16 protein-coding genes are annotated in these 19,807 nt (G+C 65.4%); 2 read left to right on the top strand and 14 right to left on the bottom strand.

Features of this window, described 5'->3' with window-relative positions:
• Nucleotides 1-28 precede the first annotated feature (28 nt).
• Nucleotides 29-1,066 (bottom strand): substrate-binding domain-containing protein, encoded by a 1,038-nt coding sequence (locus tag ACLB6G_RS04730; protein ID WP_410354954.1) that lies wholly within the window; start codon nt 1,064-1,066, stop codon nt 29-31.
• 553 nt (nt 1,067-1,619) lie between these two features.
• On the bottom strand, nt 1,620-5,327 hold the full coding sequence (locus ACLB6G_RS04725) for a response regulator (protein ID WP_410354953.1): 3,708 nt from the start codon (nt 5,325-5,327) through the stop codon (nt 1,620-1,622).
• 133 nt (nt 5,328-5,460) lie between these two features.
• On the opposite strand from ACLB6G_RS04725, the gene ACLB6G_RS04720 reads away from it, so the two are divergent.
• Both ACLB6G_RS04720 and atzF read left to right on the top strand, forming a co-directional pair.
• Nucleotides 5,461-6,114 carry an alpha/beta family hydrolase gene (locus tag ACLB6G_RS04720; RefSeq protein ID WP_410354952.1) on the top strand — a complete coding sequence of 218 codons (654 nt, stop codon included), beginning with the start codon at nt 5,461-5,463 and terminating at the stop codon, nt 6,112-6,114.
• A gap of 259 nt (nt 6,115-6,373) precedes the next feature.
• Nucleotides 6,374-8,119, top strand: a complete 1,746-nt coding sequence (atzF, locus tag ACLB6G_RS04715; protein WP_410354951.1) for an allophanate hydrolase — start codon at nt 6,374-6,376, stop codon at nt 8,117-8,119.
• Here atzF and ACLB6G_RS04710 read toward each other — a convergent pair.
• The 12 genes from ACLB6G_RS04710 to ACLB6G_RS04655 form a co-directional block, all read right to left on the bottom strand.
• Nucleotides 8,080-8,769 (bottom strand): GntR family transcriptional regulator, encoded by a 690-nt coding sequence (locus tag ACLB6G_RS04710; RefSeq protein ID WP_410354950.1) that lies wholly within the window; start codon nt 8,767-8,769, stop codon nt 8,080-8,082. The two genes, atzF and ACLB6G_RS04710, sit on opposite strands and share 40 nt — an antisense overlap.
• Nucleotides 8,770-8,798: 29 nt before the next feature.
• Complete coding sequence (gene hpxZ, locus ACLB6G_RS04705) at nt 8,799-9,182, bottom strand: oxalurate catabolism protein HpxZ (protein WP_410354949.1); 384 nt, start codon at nt 9,180-9,182, stop codon at nt 8,799-8,801.
• On the bottom strand, nt 9,179-9,949 hold the full coding sequence (locus ACLB6G_RS04700; RefSeq protein WP_410354948.1) for a 5-formyltetrahydrofolate cyclo-ligase: 771 nt from the start codon (nt 9,947-9,949) through the stop codon (nt 9,179-9,181). Before ACLB6G_RS04700 ends, hpxZ begins: the two co-directional genes overlap by 4 nt.
• Nucleotides 9,946-10,623 (bottom strand): cysteine hydrolase family protein, encoded by a 678-nt coding sequence (locus ACLB6G_RS04695; RefSeq protein ID WP_410354947.1) that lies wholly within the window; start codon nt 10,621-10,623, stop codon nt 9,946-9,948. Before ACLB6G_RS04695 ends, ACLB6G_RS04700 begins: the two co-directional genes overlap by 4 nt.
• 1 nt (nt 10,624) lies before the next feature.
• Entirely contained in the window at nt 10,625-12,190 is a 1,566-nt protein-coding gene (locus ACLB6G_RS04690) for an ABC transporter ATP-binding protein (protein WP_410354946.1), read from the bottom strand.
• Nucleotides 12,190-12,903 carry a biuret amidohydrolase gene (gene biuH, locus ACLB6G_RS04685; RefSeq protein ID WP_410354945.1) on the bottom strand — a complete coding sequence of 238 codons (714 nt, stop codon included), beginning with the start codon at nt 12,901-12,903 and terminating at the stop codon, nt 12,190-12,192. The genes ACLB6G_RS04690 and biuH overlap by 1 nt, the downstream gene beginning before the upstream one ends.
• A gap of 5 nt (nt 12,904-12,908) precedes the next feature.
• Entirely contained in the window at nt 12,909-13,925 is a 1,017-nt protein-coding gene (locus ACLB6G_RS04680; protein ID WP_410354944.1) for a formamidase, read from the bottom strand.
• Nucleotides 13,926-13,936: 11 nt separating this feature from the next.
• The gene (locus tag ACLB6G_RS04675) at nt 13,937-14,857 is read right to left on the bottom strand and encodes an ABC transporter permease (protein WP_410354943.1); all 921 of its coding nucleotides are present in this window, start codon (nt 14,855-14,857) and stop codon (nt 13,937-13,939) included.
• Nucleotides 14,854-15,960 (bottom strand): ABC transporter permease, encoded by a 1,107-nt coding sequence (locus ACLB6G_RS04670; RefSeq protein WP_410354942.1) that lies wholly within the window; start codon nt 15,958-15,960, stop codon nt 14,854-14,856. The genes ACLB6G_RS04675 and ACLB6G_RS04670 overlap by 4 nt, the downstream gene beginning before the upstream one ends.
• An 81-nt stretch (nt 15,961-16,041) precedes the next feature.
• Complete coding sequence (locus ACLB6G_RS04665) at nt 16,042-17,157, bottom strand: BMP family ABC transporter substrate-binding protein (protein ID WP_410354941.1); 1,116 nt, start codon at nt 17,155-17,157, stop codon at nt 16,042-16,044.
• Nucleotides 17,158-17,486: 329 nt separating this feature from the next.
• Nucleotides 17,487-18,449: an isopenicillin N synthase family dioxygenase gene (locus ACLB6G_RS04660; protein ID WP_410354940.1), complete on the bottom strand. Its 963-nt coding sequence runs from the start codon at nt 18,447-18,449 to the stop codon at nt 17,487-17,489.
• A gap of 12 nt (nt 18,450-18,461) precedes the next feature.
• Entirely contained in the window at nt 18,462-19,796 is a 1,335-nt protein-coding gene (locus ACLB6G_RS04655) for an 8-oxoguanine deaminase (RefSeq protein WP_410354939.1), read from the bottom strand.
• Between the last annotated feature and the right edge of the window lie 11 nt (nt 19,797-19,807).

Below are 19,807 nucleotides of genomic sequence, written 5' to 3'. Positions count from 1 at the left end.
GCTCCCGGAAGGGAGCCGCCGGACCGCATTACATGCTGAGCGTCGCCTCGTCGGCAACGGCCTTCTGCGTCGCGCCCAGTTCCGGATCGGCGACCAGGCCGTAATTGGCCAGCGGACCCTTCGGGCCGGCGATTTCCTCGGAGACGAAGAACTCGGCGAATTCCTTCAGGCCCGGGATCACGCCGATATGCGCCTTCTTGATGTAGAAGAACAGCGGGCGGGAAACCGGGTATTCGCCCGAAGCGATCGTCTCGGTGGACGGGGCGACGCCCGACATCGTGGCGACCTTCAGCTTGTCGGTGTTGTTTTCGTAGAACGCCAGTCCGAACACGCCGATGCCGTCCTTGTTGGCGTCGATGCGGGCCAGCGTCTCGGTGTAGTCACCGTCGATGTCGACCGACTTGCCGTCCGTGCGCACGGCCATGCAGGCCTTCTCGGCGTCCTTCTCGGACATGCCGCCGTCAACCATGGCCTTCATGGCGCCGGTGTCTTCGCAGCCCTGCAGCAGGACCTTTTCCTCGAACACTTCGCGCGTGCCGTGCTTGGTGCCCGGAATGAAGGCGGCAATCTCGACGGCCGGCAGGTCGCCATTGGCATCGGCCCAGGTCATGTTCGGGTTGTCGACGATCTGGCCGTCCTTGAGCACCTTGGCGCCGAGGGCGTTGTACCAGTCGGACGGGGTGAAGGCGGTGAAGGCCGGGCCATCCTTCTGGGAGGCGAACACGATGCCGTCATAGCCGATGCGGACTTCGATGATGTCCTTGACGCCGTTTTCGGCGCAGGCCGCGACTTCCTTCTCGCGGATGCGGCGTGAAGCGTTGGCGATGTCGATGGTGTTCTCGCCAACGCCCTCGCAGAAGCGCTTCAGGCCGGCGGAAGAGCCGCCGGATTCCACGACCGGGGTCGGGAAATCGGTGTTCTCGCCGAAGGCCTCGGCAACGATGGAGGCGTAGGGCAGGACGGTGGAGGAACCGGCGACCTGGACCTGGTCGCGGGCGGCGGCGGCGCCGGCGGAACCGGCCATCACGACAGCGGCGGCGGCCGTCGACAGGAGGAATTTCTTCATCTTGGATGCTCCCTTTTTGGGCGATGTCTGCGCGTTTCTCTGTGCGCGGGTCAGGCCCTAAAGCAGCTATGTAACAGTTCAATGACAGTTTCATGTCGGTCGCGTTACGCCTCGACCGAAGGGGACCGCTCGCCGGGCGTGCATTGTCGCCACGTCCCTGGATCCATGGACGTCCGAAGGCATTGGGCGGCAACGATTGCCTTTGCTGGGGGAAGAAAAACCGGCGGGGTGCGAAACCGGGCGTGCTGATTTCCCGTGCCGGGTTTCCCTTGAGCAGAATTGTGGGGCAATCGCTCAACCGCGGCATGTCCGGCAACCCCGCCGGCGAACCGGCCTGACAGAAAAACCGGTCTGTCATGTCTACCCGCTGGCCGGGTCCTCCGGCATGGTGCGAAAACACCATGGCCGCCGCTAACCGATTGACGTTAGGTTAGCTCGTCTTTCCCGAACGCATGCGTGCGGCATGCGGGGGCAGCGGGAAGCACCTGCGGCGCGAACCTGGTTCGCGCCGCCTTCCTTGGTGACCTGGATTTACCGCGCCGGCTGCGGCATGTCAGCGGGCCGCCCGCATGGCTCGCCCGTCGGCGCCCAGCCACTCGCCGACCTTGCGGAGCAGGGCATCGGGCGAGATCGGCTTGGAAAGATAATCGTCCATCCCGCTTTCCAGGCAGCGCTCCCGGTCGCCCTTGAGCGCATGGGCCGTGACGCCGATGACCGGCGTGCGTGTCCGGCCGTCACGCTTTTCGGCCCGCCGGATATGTGCGGTGGCCTCCAGCCCGTTCATCTGCGGCATGGAGACATCCATCAGGACAAGGCGCGGCGCCATGTCGTTCCAGGCCTCCACGGCGAGTTCGCCATTGTTCACCATCTTGAACGTGTAGTCGGTATCGGCGAGGATCTGCGTCAGCACGAGCTGGTTGACCTCGTTGTCCTCCGCCACGAGGATGTCCACGCGGTGCGGCTGGCCGGTTTCCTGGTGGCTGCCGGACACGGCGCCGGTCCGCGCTGTTGCCTCGGCAGGATTGGGCGCCGCCGCCGTATTTGCCGCCGGGGCTGCGACGAACACCTCGCCGTCCCCGCGCGGAGCCGAGCGGCTGTCCTGCACGGCATTAACGATGGCGTCGAGAAGGGCTGAGGACCGGGCCGGCTTCACCAGCGCGGCGGAAATGCCGAGCCGCCGGTTGATGTCGCCGTCCAGCACCTGGTCGACGGATGACAGCAGGATGATCGGAACGCCACCGATGCGGCTGTCCTCCCGGACGGCCTGCGCCACCTGCTCGCCATTCATGCCCGGCATCTGGTAGTCGAGGACAATGCAATCGACGCTGATGCCGTAACCTTCGGCCGCCTTCAGGATCGCGATGCCCTCCCGTCCGTCCCGCGCGGCGCAGGCATCGAAGCCCCAGGATTGCATCTGCTCCATGAGGATGGAACGGTTTACTTCATTGTCATCGATGATGACGATGCGGGCACCGGTGACATCAACGGGTGTTTTCACGGTTCTTGCCCTCTTTCCGTGGTTCTGCAGTTCGATCTCCACCCAGAATGTGGAGCCCTTGCCCAGTTCGCTCTCGGCGCCGATGCGCCCGCCCATCATCTCGGCCAGCCGCGAACTGATGGCCAGCCCCAGCCCGGTTCCCTCGTGACGGCGGGTCGAGGAACTGTCGACCTGGCTGAACTTGTCGAACACGCTTTGCAGCTTGTCCTGCGGGATGCCGATCCCGGTATCCGTCACCGAGATGCGCAACAGGCTGCGTTCGCCGTGATCCGTGCCTGTCACATTGACGAGCACATGCCCGGTCTCGGTGAACTTGACCGCATTGCCCACCAGATTCGTGATCACCTGCCGGATGCGCCCCGCATCGCCGACAAAGTCGGAGCGCAGCGCCGGGTCGATGCGCACGATCAGTTCCAGGTCCTTTTCCTGGGCCCTGACCGACATGAGCGTCGCGACATCCTCCACCGCCTCGGCAAGCGTGAACGGCGCGGGGTCGAGAACCAGTTGTCCCGCATCGATCTTCGAGAAGTCGAGGATGTCGTTGATGATGGTCAGCAGCGCGTTTCCCGACTTCATGATGATGTCGGTGAAGGTACGCTGCTTGTCGTCCAGCCGGGTCCGGCCGAGCAGTTCGGCCATGCCCAGGACACCGTTCATCGGCGTGCGGATTTCATGGCTCATGTTGGCCAGGAACTCCGATTTTGCCCGGTCGGCCAGTTCCGCGGTCCGCCGCGCCTCCCGGAGCGCGTTTTCGCGCTCCTTGGCCTCGGTGATCTCGACGCGGATGTCGAGCATGGCCCCGGTCGATGTGCGGCGCAGGTCCAGCAGGTGCCAGCGCCCGTCCGTCCGGTTGACCTCCATCGGCCCGTCATGGGCCAGCGCCTGTTCGCGCAGCGCCAGTTGCCGCTCGATCCAGCGCTGGCGCGTTTTCTCGTCCGGGATGTGGTGGCGGCCGAGCGATCCGATCATCTCGGCAAACGTCATGCCGATCTCGACCGGCGCGCCCCGCTGCGAATCGATAAAGGCCCTGTTGGCCATCAGCAGCCGGTCGTCCTCTCCGAAGATCGTGAACGACTGGTCCATCGCGTCCACCGCGTCCTGGAGAAGCTGGTTGGCCTTTCGCGCCTCCTCCTCACGCTGCTTGACAGCCGTGATGTCGGTGCGGATGCCGACCCTGTCGCCCAGCGGCGTCAACTCGTCGCGGCGCATCATCCATCGCCCGTCATGGGTCTTGAAGACGATTTCCGCGCCGATCTCCTCGGCCCGCTTCGCGCTGTTTTCCGCGACCCACTCATCCTCGCGGCCGACCGCTTCGGCGACCACGCCGGTATGGGCGAATTCGACGAACATCTCCTGGAAGGTCCGGCCCTCCTTGAGGTTGGGCAGGAAGGCGAACTGCTTGCGGAAGGCGTCGTTGCAGGCGACGAGACGGTCCTCGGCGTCCCACAGCACGAAGCCGTCGGTCATCGCGTCGATGGCCCCCTGCAGCCGCCGCCGGGCCGATTCCGCTTCCATCCGGGCCGCCGCGGCTTCCGATTCGCCCCGCTTCAGATCGGTGACGTCGTTGAGGAACCCGGCCACGTAGCGCCTGCCGTCCGCCGTCACGATCCGGTTCTTGCGGATCGTGCGCCAGCGGGTTTCGCCGTCTTGCTCCCAGCTTTCCAGCGCCTCGTAGGCCTCGCCCGTGGCCAGCACCTGGCGCTCGCTCGGCTCGAACAGGTCTGCCAGTTCGTCGCCGACAAGCTCGCGGGCGTGCTTTCCGGCAATCGATTCGCTGTCCAGCCCGAGCGCCCGGTTCATGGCCCTGTTGGCGCTGACGAAGCAAAGGCCCTCGTCCTTGACGAAGATCGCCTGGTCGAGCCCGTTGAGCACTTCCCTGGCCAGCGAGGATTGCGCCAGCGCATCTTCCAGCGCGGCCTCGCGTTCCTTCAATGCGGTGATGTCGGTCCTCAGGCCGATGAAGGTGCCGTCCTCCATCCGCTTGTTGGAGAAGCGGATCCAGCGCCCGTTGGCAAGCCGGACATCGTATTCCTCGAAGGGAAGATGATAGCGGCGTATCCGCTCGCTGATCCAGCTTTCCCTGTCGGTGGCCGGATCGCGCACGATGTGGCCGGAATCGTGTATGGCGCCCAGGAAGGTTTCCAGCGGCGTTCCGGGGGCGAACATCGTCCGGTCGAGATCGGGATAAAGCGCCCGCATGGCCGCATTGGTCATGTACAGGCGGTCATCGGCGTCATAGACGATCACGCCGCCTTCCAGCGACGAAAAGACGCTTTCCAGCAGCGCGCGGGACTGGTTGAGCTGCCGTTGCAACTCGCCGAAGCCGGCACTGTCGCCAACAAAGCTGGAAATGTCCCGCGACATGCCGCAATAGCCGAGGAATTCCCCGTCCTCGCCGAAACGCGGAAAACCGGATGTGGTGAAATAGCGGAAGGTTCCGTCCCGCGATGTGAAGGCGCCGCGGAAATCCCTGAAGGGCTTGCGCGCCGCGACCAGCGCGAGATGGTCTTCCATCTCCTCCGCGCTGAGCGCGATGCGGCTGAACACCGCCTCGCGGGTGTAGCCGACCAGCATGGACGGCGAGACGCCGGACTGGCGGATCGTTTCGGACACCCAGGTGAACCGGCCTTCGGCGTCGATCTCGTAGACCCAGTCGACAGCGACCCCGAGCAGGCTGCACAGGTCGTCACGCGACAGATGCTTCCCGTAGTCCGTGGAAGCGTCCGCCTCAGCCTGCGCCGACGTCTTGCTTGTGCCGCTCATGCCCAGCCCATCAGACCCCGAGATCTTTCCTTCGTATGAATGTGACCGGCTGAACGGTATGTTCGAATGATTGACGGAGCCTTAACGTTAACGGATGGATATTGACCCACTCACGGCGCACCAGGACGGACCGATGACCGCAGCAAAGGCAGGCCCGGCGCATTTTCTCGCCGATGGCCCCGGCGATGGCGCCGCCGCGATCCTGCTGGCCCATGGCGCAGGCGCGCCGATGGACACGCCCTGGATGAACGCCGTCGCCACCGCCCTTGCCGGCCGCGGCCTTTCGGTGATCCGCTTCGAATTCGACTACATGGCGGCGCGGCGCTCCGGCGGCACGCGCAAGCCGCCGCCAAGGGCCGAAACCCTCATGGCGGAATTCACCGGCGCCATCGCCGCACTGGAAGGGCGCATGCCGCTCATCATCGGCGGCAAGTCGATGGGCGGCCGGGTCGCCAGCATGATCGCCGACCGATGCCGCGAGGCCGGGCAGGTTAGCGGGCTTGTGTGCCTGGGATATCCGTTTCATCCGCCGGGCAAGCCTGCCAGCCTGCGCACCGCCCATCTGGAAGGCCTGCAAACGCCTGCGCTGATCTGCCAGGGCACGCGCGACCCCTTCGGTACGGTCGAAGAGGTGGCCGCCTACCCGTTGCCGGACGCGATCCGGTTCCACTGGCTGGAGGATGGCGATCACGACTTCAAGCCGCGCAAGGCTTCCGGCCACACGCTGGCCAGTCACATCGAAAGCGTTGCCGATGCGGTCGCCGGCTTCGCCCAAACGCTCGGCTAGACTGCTCCCGGCCGCGCTGCCAATCCCTTCCGGTCGCACGGCATCAACTGGCACGGCGCTTGCTGAACATCTGTGCATGAGCCAACAGGGAAAGCGGAATGCAGGCCACAAGACATCTGCCAGGGCGCGCCAAGCTGCTTTTCTTGCTGAGGAATTATCTGCCGAAAGGCTTGTTGGGCATGCCGCGCCAGGGAACTCGCCCGGCAAGATTGCATACAATTTTGCCTTTTCTGCCTAAAATTCATGCACGGAGCACGAAATGAACCCGACCGCCAAGGCCTTTTCCTTCTGGCGCGCCTTGTCGCCAGCCGACGCCATCCGCACGGCCTATGCGGCGCACCAGAGCCATGGCGATCCGGCCATGTTCATTTCCATGAAGCCGCTCGACGATGCGCTGGCTGAAGCACAGGCGCTGATGGAGGCAGGCCCCGCGGGCAAGCCGCTTTATGGCCTGCCTTTCGCGGTCAAGGACAATATCGACGTGGCCGGCATGGAGACAACCGCCGCCTGTCCGGCCTTTGCCTATCGCGCACAGAAGTCCGCCTTTGCCGTGGCGAGGCTGGAGGCGGCCGGCGCCATCTGCATCGGCAAGACCAATCTCGACCAGTTCGCCACGGGCCTCGTCGGTGTTCGCTCGCCTTATGGCATTCCGCGCAACGCGCTCGATCCCGCGCTCGTTCCCGGCGGCTCCTCCTCCGGCTCCGCCGTCGCCGTGGGTGCCGGCATCGTGGCCTTTTCGCTGGGCACCGACACCGCCGGTTCGGGCCGCGTCCCGGCAGCGCTGAACGGCATTGCCGGCCTGAAACCCAGTCTTGGCCTGCTGTCCGCCACGGGCATGGTGCCGGCCTGCCGAACGCTCGATACCATTTCTGTCTTTGCCGCCACCGCTGCCGATGCCGCCGAGGCAACAGCAGCTGCGCAAGGCTACGACCCTTTGGACTTCCTGTCGCGCAAGCTGCCACCGGCCGGACTGGCGCCGGTGCCGCCGCTTTTTTCCGTCGGGGTTCCTCAAAAGGCGCGGCGGCAATTCTTCGGCGACCGCCAGGCCGAGGAGGCCTATGAGCGCGATCTCGAAACCCTGTCCGGCTTCGGCGCCACGATCGCCGAAATCGACTTCGAGCCGTTTTTCGCTGTCGCCCGCCTGCTCTACGAGGGCCCCTGGGTGGCCGAGCGCTATCACGCCGTGAAGACACTGATCGAAACGGATCCGGACGCCCTGCATCCGGTCACGCGCGGCATCATCTCGAATGCCACGAAATTCGATGCCGTCGCCGCCTTCGATGCCTTCTACCGGCTGGCGGACATGAAGCGCGCGCTGGAACCGGTTCTGGCCGGCCTCGATTGTCTCGCCGTCCCGTCCATCCCCACGATCTACACGGTGGATGCGGTTCTGGCCGATCCGGTCACACTCAATTCCAACCTCGGCACCTATACCAATTTCGTGAACCTGCTCGACCTCGCCGCCTTTTCGGTTCCCGCCGGCAGGCGCGCGGACGGCCTGCCATCCTCCCTGACACTCATCGCGCCGGCGGGAAGCGATGCCCGGCTCGCCGGCATCGCCGACATGCTGGAAAACGGCGGGCGGCGTGAGTCCGCCACGGCACCGGCGCCTGGCCGCGTGACCGTGGCTGTTGTCGGCGCACATCTCTCGGGGATGCCGCTCAATCACGAACTGACTTCGCGCGATGCCACCTTCCTCGCCGCCACGCGGACAGCGCCGGAATACCGGCTCTACGCGCTCCCCGGCACGGTCCCGCCCAAGCCGGGGCTCTTGCGCGTGGCGCCGGGCACGGGATCGCGGATCGGCATCGAACTCTGGTCGCTGGACGAAGCTGCTTTCGGCGCGTTCGTCGCGGGGATTCCGGCGCCGCTGGGCATTGGCACACTCCGGCTGGAAGACGGCGGCACCGCCAAGGGATTCCTGGTCGAGGCCGAGGCCGTGCGCGATGCGCGCGACATATCCTCCTACGGCTCCTGGAGGGCTTTCTGTGCGGCGACGGCCTGAGCCCGGTGCTCGAAGCGGTGCCAGGCATCCTCCACGAAGCCGATATGCGCGGCCATAGCCGTTTCTGCGGCATCCGACTCGCCGCGCAGGATGGCCCGGACGATCGCCGTATGCTCGCCATGCGAGGCTGCCAGCCGGCCGAGGGTCGAAAATTGCGCCCGCCGGAACGGTTGCACGCGCAGGCGCGTCGCAAACGTGATTTCGGCAAGATAGGCGTTCCGCGTACCCTCGTAGATGGCGCCGTGGAAATCCTCGTTGGCCAATGTGTAGCCCGCCGTGTCGCCAGCCTGCACCAATGCTTCCATGTGCAGGTGAAGGGATTCCAGCGCCCGCCTTTCCGCCGGCGACATCGTGACGGCGCACAATTTCGCGCACAGGGCCTCCAGATGGCCCATTACCGCGAACATGCCGTGCAGTTCGGCCTCGTCCGGCTTGGTCACCAACGCCTTGCGATGCGGGCGCTGCCGCAGGAGGCCGGAGGACGCGAGCTGGCGCAGCGCCTCGCGCACCGGCGTGCGGGACACGCCGAATTCCGCAGCCAGCCGGCCCTCGTCCAGCGCCGTGCCGGGCGTGATGAGGCCGGCGACGATCCGCCGGGCGAGTTCCAGCCGGATCGCGTCGGCGCAGGTGCGGCTCTCGGAGAGGTTCAAGGCACTGTCGTCGCTGCTGGTGGAATCGGTCAGGGTTCGGCGATGATACTGACATGGGCGGCGGCGACCCGCCACCCGTCGGGCATGCGCACCCATGTCTGCATCTGCCGCCCGACAAGACCCGGCGCGCTGGCCCGGCGAAACAGTGTCGAGGCCGTGGCGAAATCGGTGCCGAATGTCGTGATCACCGTCCTGTCGAGGTCGCGCGCCAGGTTATCGGAAGGCTGTGTCCGGCGGAAGGCCGCAACTTCCGCCGCACCATGCTGTTGCTCCGCGATGCCGTAGCGCACCACCCGCTCGTCCTGCCAGAACAATGCATCCATGCCCGCCATGTCATTGGCGATGAAGGCTTCCTCGTACCGCCTGAAGACCTCGGTCACTTCCGCCACCGTATCGGGATCGTTGACGATCATGCCTGCCGGGCCTCCATGCGCGCGCGCAAGGCGCGCAGGAAGGGAATCTGCTCGAACTGGTCTTCCTGGACGAAATCCCACGCCACACCCGAGGGCCGGGGTGCCTTGTTGCCCGTCACGATCAGTTCGGCTTCCGTGGCCACGAAATCCAGCGGGCTGTCATGGGCCATCATGAACACCTTGTCATCGGGCACCAGTTGCGAGGAATGAACGGTGGTCGCCATGGGCGTATCCGGCCCCATGATGCCAAGCTCGCGAAAGATCCCGGTTTCCAGATCGGCAAAACCGGCGCCCTTGCCCGTGCGCCCGCCCTGCCGGCTCACCGCCACGGAACCGACGACCGCGAAACCGATGGACTCGACATCCTCGAACCCGATGCGCTCACCATGCATCATGTAGCCTTCCGACGTCGCCGCCAGTTCGAACGAGACGCCCTTTTCCTTCAGCTTCGCCGGATCGATCCTCAGATAGGGAAACTCCTTGGTCAGGTAGGGCACCGGCGCATAGAGCATCTTGCCCTCGTAGAGCGCGCGCAGGCGGACCGGGATCTGCGGCGGGTCCGGGTTGCATTTCACCACCTTCGCCCGTTTCCATGCATCCGTCTGGGCCAGCCGCCAGGCCGCCATGTCGGCACCGATGAAGTTGGGGATATGGCTCCAGGTGGGCCCCATCGCCATGCCGCCGGCATCCAGCGCATCCCATACCGCCTCTCGCACGGCATCCTTGTCGCTGTTTCGCCCGGCCCAGCGGCCTGTCTTCTCACTCATTCATGGTTCCTTCCTGCGATCGCCGTCTCCAGGTCGCCGAGTTCGCTCACCCATCCGACAATGCCGCCCTGCGCGGTCATCATGGCGATGGTCGCGGCCTTGAATTCCGGGAAATAGCTTTCCGTCGCATCGCTGACGAGCAGGCATTCATAGCCGCGGTCATTGGCTTCGCGCATGGAGGTCTGCACGCAGACCTCGGTCGTCACGCCTGCGAACACGAGGTGAGTGATGCCCTTGCCCTGCAATGTCTCGTGCAGGCCCGTGGCCCAGAACATGCCCTTTCCCGGCTTGTCGATCACCAGTTCGCCATCGGCCGGGGCGAGCGCAGGTACGATGGCATTGCCGGGCTCGCCGGCGATAAGCAGCCGGCCCATCGGGCCCTCTTCGCCGATCCTCAAGGGCGCATTGCCCCGCGCGATCTTGGAGGGCGGGCAGTCGGAAAGGTCGGGCCGGTGCGCTTCGCGGGTATGGATCACCGGCCAGCCTTCAGCCCGGAACAGGGCGATAAGCCGCGCCGTGGCCGGAATGATGGCCGACAGGCGCGACACGTCATTGCCCAGCGCCGCGCCAAAGCCGCCCGGCTCGATGAAATCGCGCTGCATGTCGATGACCACCAGCGCCACATGCGCGGGATCGAAAGCATAGTCGTAGGGCTCCGCTCTGACCGCGATCATCTCAATGCCCCGCCATGTGCGCGCCGATCGTGTTGCGGTCGGTCTCGCCGATGGGCGCGACATGGGTGATCCGGCCTTCCGACATCACCGCCACGCGGTCGGACAATTCCAGGATCTCGTCGAGATCCTCGGAGACCAGCAGCACCGCCGCGCCCTTGTTGCGCTGGTCGATGATCTGCGCGCGGATTTCGGCCACCGAGGCGAAATCGAGCCCGAAACACGGGTTCGCGACGATCAGCACCTCGACGTCGCCGGACAATTCCCGCGCCAGAACGGCACGTTGCACATTGCCGCCCGAAAGGTTCTCGATCGGCGTCTCCGGCGAAGGCGTCTTCACCCGGTAGCGCTCGATGAGGCCGGCGGCCTTTTCGCGCATCGCATGGGGTTTCAGCCACCAGCCGAGGCTGGCGACCGGCGGCTTGTCGAAGGAGCGGAAGGCGATGTTTTCAGCCACGCTCATGCGCCGCACCGCGGCATTGCGCAAGGGTTCCTCGGGCAGGCCGAAGACCTTGAACCGGTCGAAGTCGGCACGGCGCGATTCGAACGGCTTGCCATTGATGAAGATACGCCCGTCCTTCAGCGGCCGCTGCCCGGAAATCGCCTCCACCAGTTCCGACTGGCCATTGCCCGAGACCCCGGCGATGCCGAGGATTTCCCCGCCCCTGATCTTGAGGCTGACCGCCTCCACCGCGGGCAGCCCCTCGCTGTCATCCACGAAAAGGCCCGCCAGGTCCAGCTGCGTGTCGCTCTTCACATCGGCTGCGCGCGCCGCGCTCATGCGGATCTGTGTCTCGCCGATCATCATCCGCGACATCTCTTCGGTGGAAACCTCGCCCACCGTGCCGCCGCCCACATAGGCACCGCGCCGCAAGACCGAGAAACGGTCGGCAAAGGCATTCACCTCGCGAAACTTGTGCGTGATCATCAGCACCGTGATGTCGCCGGCGCGTGCCATGTCGTGCAGGAGGCCCAGCACCTCGTCCGCCTCGCCGGGTGTCAGCACCGAGGTCGGCTCGTCAAGGATCAGGAAATGCTGGTCGAGATAGAGCTGCTTGAGGATTTCGAGCTTCTGCTTCTCCCCCGCCGACAGTCCGGACACCGGTTCGTCCAGCGGCACGCGGAACGGCATGCGCTCCATGAAATCGTCCAGTGCCCGGCGCTCGCTGGCCCAGTCGATCACCGCCGGCACGTCAGCCCGCGAGATCACCATGTTCTCCGCGGCGGTCAGGCAGGGCACGAGCGTGAAATGCTGGTAGACCATGCCGATGCCATTGGCGCGCGCATCATGCGGCGAGCGGATCACCGTCTCCTGCCCGTTGACCAGCAATTGCCCGCGTGTGGGCTGGTAGAAGCCCATGATGCACTTGACGAGCGTGGACTTGCCCGCACCGTTCTCGCCCAGAAGCGCGTGAAATTCGCCCGGTTCCACCCTGATCGACACATCGTCAAGGGCGGTCAGCGAGCCGAACACCTTGGTCATGCCGACGGTTTCCAGCCCGAAGCCGCGCTTGACAGGCGCCGCGCCCGGCAACGCGCCGGAAGGTACGGCGGCAACTTGGGCATCCATCACAGGCCCTCCAGCGCTTCGAGAAAGGCCGCGCTCGTGGCCACGGCGCCGAACACGCCGCCCTGCATCTTCACCATGTCGATGGCGGCCAGATGGTTCTCCAGCTTGGTCGCGCCGCAGCAATCCTCCAAGAGCAGGCATTCGAAGCCCCGGTCATTGGCCTCGCGCATCGTCGTGTGGACGCAGACATCGGTGGTGATGCCGGTCAGCACGATATTGCGGATGCCGCGTGTGCGCAGCAGCATTTCCAGGTCCGTGGCGCAGAACGAACCCTTGCCCGGCTTGTCGATCACCGGTTCGCCCGGTTCCGGCGCCAGTTCCGGAATGATCTCCCAGCCCGGCTCGCCGCGGACCAGGATCTTGCCGCACGGCCCCGGATCGCCGATCCCGGCGCCGATGCGCTGCGAACGCCAGCGCTTGTTGGCCGGCAGGTCGGAGAGGTCCGGCCGGTGCCCTTCACGGGTATGGATGATGGTGAAGCCCCTGGCCCGCATGGCCGCCAGCACCCGCCGGATCGGTTCGATGGGCGCGCGGGTCAGAGAGAGATCGTAGCCCATGGCATCGACATAACCGCCCTTTCCGCAGAAATCGGTCTGCATGTCGATGATGACGAGTGCGGTGTTTTCCGGCCTGAGATCGCCGTCATAGGGCCAGGCGTAAGGGTCGGCCCTGACCGGGCCGGGTTTCATCTCGGTCTCGACGATGGCATCCATGGGACCTACTCCGCCGCCTGTTTGGCGCTTTCGCCATATTTGCGCGACGGGCGCGCAAATCCGCTCGGCGTCCCGTCGGTGACCACGACCTCGTCTTCCCAGGGCAGGCGGTAGCGTCCCGCCACCATGTCCTGCATGAACGTGTAGGGGCAGTCCTGCGCGCCGCCGAGCACGGCCGTGTAGCCGCGATGGCCAAGCTGGTAGATGTTGTTTTCCACGCCCCAATGCTTGCGGGCCTCGCGCACGAGGTCAGGGCGCACCTCCGCCGTGATGATCTCGTCGGCCCGTCCCGTCGTGCCGTGGGCGATCACCGTGCCGTCGAAATTGACGATCATGCCCTCGCCCATGGAATCGAACGTGCCATCGGAGCCGCACATGCAGACATTGGCGGTGACCATCAGGTTCTGGAAGGCGTTCGCCTGGTTGGTGAACCGCCAGGACTCGCGGATCGGCGCGGTATAGCCGGCCGTGCGCAGCATGATCTCCGCGCCCTTGTAGGCGCATTCGCGCGCCATTTCCGGGAACATGCCATCATGGCAGATGATGAGCGCCAGCTTCGCGCCCTTCGGCCCGTCGATGACCGGGATGCCGAGATCGCCCGGCTCCCACGGCTCCACCGGCACCCAGGGGTGCAGTTTGCGGTAATAGAGCTTCAACTCGCCCTGGTCGTCGATGATGATGCCGGAATTGTAGGGATTGCCATGCGGGTTGTACTCCATGATGGAGAAGCAGCCCCAGATCGCATTGTCCCTGCAGGCCTGCCTGAAGGCCGCGACCTCCGGCCCGTCCAGCGTGCACATGATGTCGGGATTGGTGTCCATGGACAGGCCGTGCAGCGCGTATTCGGGGAAGACCACGAGGTCCATCGTGCCCATGTTGCGCCGCGCCTTGGCGACCATGGCGACGATCTTGTCCGTCTGGGCCTTCAGGTCCGCCGGCGTCTCGACGACAGGAAGCTGCAATTGCACCAGCCCGATCACCACGCCGTTGGGGGTCTTGTTCAGTCCGCCGAGCGCACTCATGGTTTGGTCTCCTACTTGACGATGGACAGTTCGCCGGGCGCGGCCCGCGCCGCCGCGTTGGAACGCGCCGTGGCGATCATGATGAAAAGGGTGAGGATGTAGGGGGCGGCATTGAAGAAGTAATAGCCTTGGCTGATGCCGACCGACTGCAAGGCCGGACCGATGGCACCCGCCGCCCCGAACAGCAACGCGGCGAGGATGCAGCGGATCGGGTTCCAGCGGGCGAAGATGACCAGCGCCACCGCCATCAGGCCCTGGCCCGACGACAGGCCCTCGTTCCACGAGCCGGGATAGGACAGCGACAGGAAGGCCCCGCCCGTGCCGGCAAGGAAGCCGCCAAGCCCCGTGGCCATCACGCGCACCGCGACCGGGTTGACGCCCATGGCGCGCGCCGCCGGCTCGCTGTCGCCGGTCATGCGCAGGATCAGCCCCCACCGTGTGTTGGCCAGCGCCCACCACATGGCAACCGCCACGCCAATGCCGATGAAGAACAGCGGATTGATCTCAAGCGCCTTTTCCAGCGCGGGACTGGACGACCAGCCACCCAGCGGCAGCGCCTCCAGCCGCGGCGCGGAGGGCTGGATGTAGGGCTTGCCGAAGAAGAAGGCGATGCCGGTGCCAAAGCTCATCATGGCGATGCCCACGGCAATGTCGTTGACCCGCGGCAGGCTGCAGATCGCCCCGTGCATGATGCCCAGGAAGATGCCGGACAGCCCGGCCGCCAGCACCCCCAGCCAGGGCGAACCGGTCTGGTAGGAGATGGCATAGGCGACCATGGCGCCCAGAACCAGCGTACCCTCCAGGCCAAGGTTGATCCGCCCGGATTTCTCCGTCAGCGTCTCGCCCAGCGCCACGAACATGAACGGCGTGGAAACCCGGATGGCGCCGCCCAGCATGGCGATCAGGATGGTGGCAAGCGCGTCGTCGCTCATGTCCGGTCACTCGCAATGGATGGCTTGAAGATCGCGAACCGGCCATGCAGGGTCTCGCTGGCCAGCAGCACGACGAAAATGATGCCCTGCAGCACCAGCGCCGTGGCGTCCGGCATGTCCATGCGCCGCTGGATCAGCCCGCCCGACGCCTCGATGGCGCCGAACATGATGGCAACCGGCACGATGACCAGCGGATTGTGCCGCGCCACGAAGGAGACGAGGATGCCGGTGAAGCCGTAGCCTGCCACGAGCGAGGCATTCGCCTGGCCGTGAATGGCGGCGACCTCGTAGAACCCGGCCAGCCCTGCCGCCGCGCCCGCAATGGCCGAGCAGGCCACGATCAGCCGGCCCACCGGCAGGCCCTGGGCGAGCGCGGCACGCGGATTGCCGCCGGTCACCCGCGCGGCGAAGCCGAACGTCGTGCGCGCCATCAGCAGATAGAGCAGGACCGCCAGCACGATGCCGCCGACCAGGCCCCAATGCACATCCGTGCCGGGAATGGCGCCGACCATGTAGTCCTTGCCGATGGGCATGGTGGACGGCTTGTTCTGCGAGGCCGGATCGCGCAGCGCGCCTTCCACGAAGAAATTCATGATGGCGATGGCGATATAGGTCAGCAGCAGCGTCGAAATGGTCTCGTTGACGCCGCGCGCATGGCGCAGCCAGCCGGCAATCGCATTCCAGCCGGCCCCTGCCGCCATGGCCAGCAGGACCATCAGGAGCAGCGTGAAGGCAACCGGAACCCCGTAGGAAACCAGCGGGATGGCGATGGCCGCCGCAGCGAAGCCGCCCAGGACCAGCGCGCCTTCCGCCCCGATCATGGTCAGGCCGATCTGCGCGGGGATCGCAAAGGCGAGACCGGTCAGGATCAGCGGGGCCGAGCGCTGCAGCGTGTTCTGGAAGGAGAAGGACGTGCCGAACCCGCCACGCCAGACCAACTGGAAGAACTCCGCCGGGCTCTTGCCCAGCGCCAGCAAAAACAGAGAGAACAGGAGTGCCGAGGCAATCAGGGCGGCCAACGGGATGAGCACCTTCTCGGCGATGCCCAGCAGGCGCGCCGAGGGGCGGAAGGGACGGACCGGGGAAATGTCTGTGGCTGCCATGTCCACGCTTCTGTCAACTGGAGAAAGGGGAGCCGGCAGCCACACCGGGGGCGTTGGTCACAGACTGCCGGCGCGGGAGGATCAGGTGATCGAGCCGATCACCCCCTCCAGCAGGTAGTCCATGCCGTCGAGATACGGGTCGTAATTGTCGTAGTCCTTGTCGATCACGACATTGCCCTTGTTGTCTTTCAGCGTACCGGCATAGATCGGCTTCTTCTCCTTCAGCCCGGCAATCGCGGCTTCCGCCGCCTTGATGGCTTCCGGCGTCGCGCCCGCACCGAAGGGCGTGTTCTGCACCATGTCATTGTCGTAGCCGCCGACCACGACATTGGGCAGCGCCTCGCCCTTGGCCAGCATGTCCGCATACATCCTGTAGATGGTTTCCCACTTGTATTCCGCGCCGGTGATGAAGCCCTTGGGCGCCAACGGCGCCTGCGAGGCATTGTGGCCGCAGGATTTCACGCCGCGGCTCTCGGCGGTCTCGATCACCACCTTCGGCCCGTCCACGTGGCAGGTCAGCACGTCGCAACCGGCATCCACCAGCGCATTGGAGGCTTCTGCCTCGCGCACCGGCAGCGACCAGTCGCCGGTGAAGATGACCTGCACCGTCGCATTCGGATTGACCGAGCGCGCACCCAGAAGAACCGAATTGATGTTGGACAGAACCGTCGGGATCGGCTTGGCGGCGACGAAACCGATCTTGCCGGTGGCGGACGACAGCCCTGCGGCAACGCCGTTCACGTAGTGGGCCTGGTTGAGATAGCAGAAATAGCTGCCCGCATTGGCCGGGTCCGTGTCCTTGTTCCACAGGGGCGCGGCGTGGCGGAACTGGACGTCCGGATACTTGGCGGCAAGGTCAGTCACGAAGGGCTTGTAGTAGCCGAACGAGGTGGCGAGGATCAGGTTTGCGCCATCGAGGTTGATCATCGATTCCATGGACTTGGCCACGGCATCGGTTTCGGGCACGTTCTCCTCCTCGATCACCGTGACGTTCGGCACCGACTTGAGGATCTCCATGGCCACCGCATGGGCCTGGTTCCAGCCGAAATCGTCGCGCGGGCCGACATAGACCGCACCGAGCACGACATCGTTCGCCGCCCGGGCCGGTGCGATGGCGCCCAGCGGCAGGGCGGTCGTGGCCAGACCCGCCAGCCCGGTCTTGAGCAATGAGCGGCGGGATATTCCTTGATGAGACATTGATCCAGCTCCTGGTTCGTTCGCTTGTCAGTGGCTTTTCGGCGTGATGGACCGGCATGGCGCCATCGCTGACAAGCAAAAAGCAAACGTCGTGCCAGACCCTGAAATCCGGACCGGGATCAATGAATGAGCATATGTTTCAATTGCTTGAATGCCATTGGCGCGAATGGTCCCGGATCACCGGCTGTCAGCAAGGCCGCAGCAAAGGCTATTTATTATGCAAAAACGTGTCACTGATTTATTTTTAATCAATACAAGATCGGTTGCATACAATGGCGAACCGGACCGGCGTTGCCGGCCCGGGGCATGCTCTGGAGGCGGCCCGTCGTTCAGGCCAGTCCGCTGTGCGCATAGGTCGGATTGAGCCGGCTTTCGAGATAGTCCGCACCGCTGATGGGCGGATATTTCGCCGGACGGCCGGGGCCGGCGCAGGTGGGCAGGCACTCCACCACGGCATCCGGGTTCGGGTCGAGGAAGAAGGCGACCGAGAAGCGCTCCCGCCCTGCCGGATTGACCACACGGTGCGGCGTCGAAACATAGGTGTCGTTGGTCCACCGCATCAGGCAATCGCCGATATTGCAGACATAGGCGCCCGGCACATGCGGCGCGGGCAACCATGTGCCCTCGCGCGTGCGCACCTCCAGCCCGCCGGCGTCGTCGGTCATCAGCAGCGTGACGCAGCCGTAGTCGGTATGTTCGCCTGCCCCGAGCTGGCCGGCCTCCGTTGTCGCAGGCCGCTCCGGGTAGTGCAGCAGGCGCAAGGTCGCCAGCGGCCGGTCGAGCTTGTCCTCGAAGAAGTCTTCCGGCATGGCCAGGTCATGGGCAAAGGCGCGGTGCAACAGCCGGCCCAATCCCCAGGCCGCATCGAAATAGGCCAGCATGGTTTCGCGAAAACCGTCTTGTTCGGGCCACAGGTTCAGTGCCCTGAAACGGGCGCCGTTGATGATGTCCGGATCGTCTGGTGCCAGCTCAAGTCCGACGTTGAAGGCTTCCTTGATGTCCGCCGGCTTGTCCGGATCAAGCGATTCCCCGCCCATCGGGATGTAACCGCGATTGCCCGTCGCCGCGGAATAGAGCGTCCTGCGCTTCCATGCTTCCGGCGCGGAGAAGAACCGCCCGGCTTCCGAAAAGACGTTGTCGGTCAGTCCCTGCGGCACCCCGTGACCCGTGATGTAGAAGAATCCGGTGCCGCGGCAGGCGCGGCCAATCGCTCCGGCCACCTGTGCCAGCCCGTCGGCGCCACCCTCGCGCAAGGGCGCCAGATCGACAATCGGGATATCTGCATTTGCCATCATGCTCTCCTGTCAGGCAAAGGCCATCGCCGCCGCACTGTGATCGGCAATCAGCCGGGCAACGTCGAGACCGGGAATGGCCCCGTCGATCACCCGCCACTGGCCGGCCACCATGACGCGGTCGGCCCTGCTGGCGCCGCAATGGACCAGCGCGGCAATCGGGTCATGGGCACCGGAGAAGCGCATTTCGTCCAGCGTGAAGAAGGCGAGGTCGGCCTGCTTGCCCACTGCGATCTCGCCGATGTCGGTGCGCCCGAGACAGCGCGCAGAGCCGGTTGTCGCCCAGCGCAACGCATCGCGATGCGTGATCCGCTCTGCCGACCGGTAGCCAAGCCGGTTGACCATGAGCGCGTGGCGCACCTCCTCCATCAGGTTGGAGGAATCGTTGGAGGCCGAGCCGTCGACGCCCAGCCCTACCGGGCTGCCGGCCGCTTCCAGATCCAGCGTCTTGCAAAAGCCGGAGGCGAGCACGGCATTGGAGGTCGGGCAATGGCACACGCCCACGCCATGCCGGCCCAGTTTCTCGCAATCCTCGCAAGTGAAGTGGATGCCGTGCGCCAGCCAGACCCGGGGCTGCAGCCAGTTGCATTCCTCCAGCCAGTCGATGGGCCGGTAGCCGAACGCGGCCTTGCAGAAGTCTTCCTCGTCCTTCGTTTCGGCCAGATGCGTATGCAGCCGGCAATCGTATTTTTCCGCCAGTTCCGCGCTTCCCCGCATGGCTGCGATGCTCACGTTGAACGGCGCGCACGGGGCCAGCGCGATCTGCGTCATCGCCCCGTCGGACGTGTCATGGTACTTGCGCAGCACCCGTTCGCTGTCGGCCAGGATCGTGTCCTCGTCCTGGACAATGGTGTCGGGCGGAATCGCCCCGTCCTTTTGCGAAAGGGACAGCGAGCCGCGCGCCACGGTGGTGCGGATGCCCAGGGCCCGCGCCTCCTCCACCTCGATGTCGGTAGCGTCCTCAAGGCCCTCGTAGTGCATGTAATTGTGGTCCATGGCCGTCGTGCAACCCGAAAGCAGCAGTTCGGCATAAGCCAGCCGCGCGCCGGCACGGAACATGTCGCGGTTCAGCCGGCTCCAGATCGGGTAGAGCGCCACCAGCCAGGGAAACAGCTCCTTGTCACGCGCCGCCGGATGCGCCCGGCAAAGGGTCTGGAAGAAATGGTGATGCGTGTTGATCAATCCCGGCAGCACGACATGGCGCGACGCGTCGAACGTCTCGTCCACCGGCTGCGCGGGCGCCTTGCCGCGCGCCACCAGTTCGACGATGCGGCTGCCCTCCACGACCAGCCCGCCTGCGGCATCGTCGGCGAGAATGGCAAGAGGGGTCTTTATCCAGGTTCTCACGGGGGTTCTCC

It is taken from the genome of Zhengella sedimenti (assembly GCF_046506625.1).
GTDB classification, from domain to species: domain Bacteria; phylum Pseudomonadota; class Alphaproteobacteria; order Rhizobiales; family Rhizobiaceae; genus Zhengella; species Zhengella sedimenti.
Note: the sequence above shows the minus strand (reverse complement) of the source record. Positions and strands in the feature narration are given on the sequence as shown.